At 72.4% G+C, this 2,738-nt stretch carries 4 protein-coding genes; all 4 read right to left on the bottom strand.

Features of this window, described 5'->3' with window-relative positions; all coding sequences use genetic code 11:
• On the bottom strand, positions 1 to 490 hold a 490-nt coding region (locus IH61_RS0139710; RefSeq protein ID WP_031079283.1), incomplete at its 3' end, for an HPF/RaiA family ribosome-associated protein.
• Between the two features lie 23 nt (positions 491 to 513).
• Positions 514 to 1,509: a carbamate kinase gene (locus IH61_RS0139705; protein ID WP_063763360.1), complete on the bottom strand. Its 996-nt coding sequence runs from the start codon at positions 1,507 to 1,509 to the stop codon at positions 514 to 516.
• 2 nt (positions 1,510 to 1,511) lie between these two features.
• Complete coding sequence (gene argF, locus IH61_RS0139700) at positions 1,512 to 2,516, bottom strand: ornithine carbamoyltransferase (RefSeq protein WP_031079281.1); 1,005 nt, start codon at positions 2,514 to 2,516, stop codon at positions 1,512 to 1,514.
• Positions 2,513 to 2,738, bottom strand: a 226-nt coding sequence (locus IH61_RS0139695; RefSeq protein WP_031079280.1) for an arginine deiminase family protein, incomplete at its 5' end; no start/stop codon positions are given. The genes IH61_RS0139695 and argF, both read right to left, overlap by 4 nt.

Below are 2,738 nucleotides of genomic sequence, written 5' to 3'. Positions count from 1 at the left end.
TCTCGAACACCGCGGCCCAGGGAGTCTGGCGGGCGAGGCTGTAGGACTTGTGCCGCACGATCCGCCGTTCCTCCGGAGACCGGCCGTGGCGGTGCGGGCGGTGCTCGTGGCCCGCCGCGTCGCTCCAGGCGTCGGGCCCGGTCGGCTGGGTGGCCGCGCGGCGGTGGAGGTCCCGGTGCTGGCGCACCCGGGCGAGCCGGGCGGTCAGCCGGTCCTGGAGCAGGTCGATGGCCTCGGGCATGGTCGCGGCGGCCACGTGGGCCCGGACGGGCCTTCCGTCCAGGTCCACCACGGCCTGGGCCAGGGACGGCTTGACGACGGCGTGGTTGGCCTCCTGCGTGAGCTTCACCCGGGCGGCGAGCACCGGTTCGTGCAGCCGCTCGACCACGGCCGCCAGTTTCGCCTTCGCGTAGTCGGGCGCGGCCGGCGACACCTCGCCCCGGGTCTCCACCTGGATGTGGACTGCGGGAGGAGTCTGCAGTGGGTTCATCAGGTCCTTCTTCCGGTCGGGTTTCAGACTGTCGCGTGCCCGGGCAGCGCGCCGAGGGCCGAAGGTCCCGCAGGCAGGGCCTGAGGGCCCGGCTTTCCGCGCTCCACGGCCGCGCGGACCGTGGTGCCGGTGGTGCCGAGGATCGTGCCGAGCGCGTCGTCCAGCGGGCCGATGGCGGCGAGATGGCCGGTGCGTTCGGCGAACGAGGCGGCCGCCTCGGCCTTGGGCCGCATCGAGCCCTCCGGGAGGTCCAGCGCCCGCAGGTGCTCGGGAGTCGTGGCGGCCAGCGGACCGGGGTGGGCGGCGCCGAACCGGGTGAACACGTGGGTGACGTCGGTGAGGATCAACAGGGCGTCGGCGTCCAGCTGTTCGGCCAGAAGGGCGGCGGTGAGGTCCTTGTCGACGACCGCTTCCACACCGGTCAGCCGACCGGTGTCGGGGTTGCGGGTGACGGGTACGCCTCCCCCGCCCGCGCAGATCACCACCGCTCCACCGGCCAGGAGGACGCGAACGGCGGGCGCTTCGAGCACCTCGCGCGGCCGGGGCGACGGGACGACGCGGCGGTGGTGGGCGCCGTCCTGCGCGGTGGTCCAGCCGCGTTCGCGCTCCATCCGCCGGGCCTGCTCGGCGGTGAGCTGCTGGCCGATGAACTTGGTCGGATGCTTGAACGCCGCATCGTGTGGGTCGACTTCGGTGTGGGTGACCAGCGCGGTCACCGCCCGCCCGGGCAGGCGGTTCAGCAGCTCGCGAGTAAGCAGGGTGCCGACCATGCCCTGGGTCTGGGCACCGAGTACGTCCAGCGGATAGGGCGCGGTCAGGGCCGGATCGCACTCGCTCTCCGAGGCGAGCAGGCCGATCTGCGGGCCGTTGCCGTGGGTGATCACCAGCTCGTGCCCGGCGAGGACGAGTTCGGCGAGCGAGGCGGCGGCCTGGTGGACGTGGTGCAACTGGACAGCGGCGTCGGGGTGTTCGCCTCGCTGGAGCAGGGCGTTCCCACCGAGGGCGGCGACGATGCGCATGGTCAGTCCCTCCCGAGGGTGGCGACGAGGATCGCCTTGATGGTGTGCATGCGGTTCTCGGCCTGGTCGAAGACCAGCGCGGCCGGCGATTCGAAGACCTCGTCGGTGACCTCCAACCCGTCCAGGCCGTACTGCTGGGCGATCTCGGCGCCCAGGTCGGTTCGGCGGTCGTGCAGGGCGGGCAGGCAGTGCAGGAAGGCCACATCCGGGTTGCCGGTGGCCGCCAGGGCCTTGGCGTTGACCTGGTAGGGCAGCAGCAGGTCGATGCGCTCCTGCCACTTCTCCGGGCTCTCGCCCATGGAGACCCAGACGTCGGTGTAGAGGTAGTCCGCGCCGGCGACCGCCTCCTCGACCTGCTCGGTGAGGGTGAACCGGGCACCGGTCTCCTGGCCGAGCAGCAGGCATTCGGAGACCAGCAGCGGATCGGGCCACAGCGCGCGGGGCGCGGCAATCCGCACGTCCATGCCGAGCAGGCTGCCCATGACCATCAGCGAGCCGGCGGTGTTGTTCCGGGCGTCGCCCAGATAGCAGAAGGAGATCTCCTCCAGCGGCCTGCGGCTGTGCTCACGCATGGTGAACACGTCGCACAGGCTCTGGGTGGGGTGGCAGGTGTCGGTGAGGCCGTTGTAGACCGGGACGCCCGCGTGGCGGGCGAGTTCGGTGACGGTGTCCTGGTCGAACCCGCGGTACTCGATGCCGTCGTACATCCGGCCCAGCACTCGGGCGGTGTCGGCGACGGACTCCTTGTGGCCGAGGTGCGAGCTGTCCGGGCCGAGGTAGGTGGTGGTGGCGCCCTGGTCGGCGGCGGCCACCTCGAAGGCGCAGCGGGTGCGGGTGGAGCTCTTCTCGAAGATCAGGGCGAGGCGGCGGCCGGTGAGCTCGGGCTGCTCGGTGCCGGAGCGCCGGGCGGCCTTCAGTTCGGCGGCGAGGTCGAGCAGGTGGTGGATCTCGGCGGCGGTGAAGTCGAGTTCGCGCAGGTAGTGGCGGCCGTGCAGGTTGGCGGTCATGTCGGGGTCTCCTCGGTGGGGCAGCTCATGCAGCGCGGCCCGCCGCGGCCGCGGCCGAGTTCGGAGCCGGCGATGGTGACGATCTCGATGCCCTGCCCGCGCAGGTAGGTGTTGGTGGTGGTGTTGCGCTCGTAGCCGACGACGACGCCGGGGGCGAGGGCGAGGAAGTTGCTGCCGTCGTCCCACTGCTCGCGCTCCGCGGCCCGGACGTCCTGCTCGGCG

Source organism: Streptomyces sp. NRRL WC-3742 (genome assembly GCF_000720635.1).
GTDB lineage: Bacteria > Actinomycetota > Actinomycetes > Streptomycetales > Streptomycetaceae > Kitasatospora.
The sequence above is the reverse complement of the archived record's forward strand: the minus strand, read 5'-3'. Positions and strand labels throughout refer to the sequence as shown.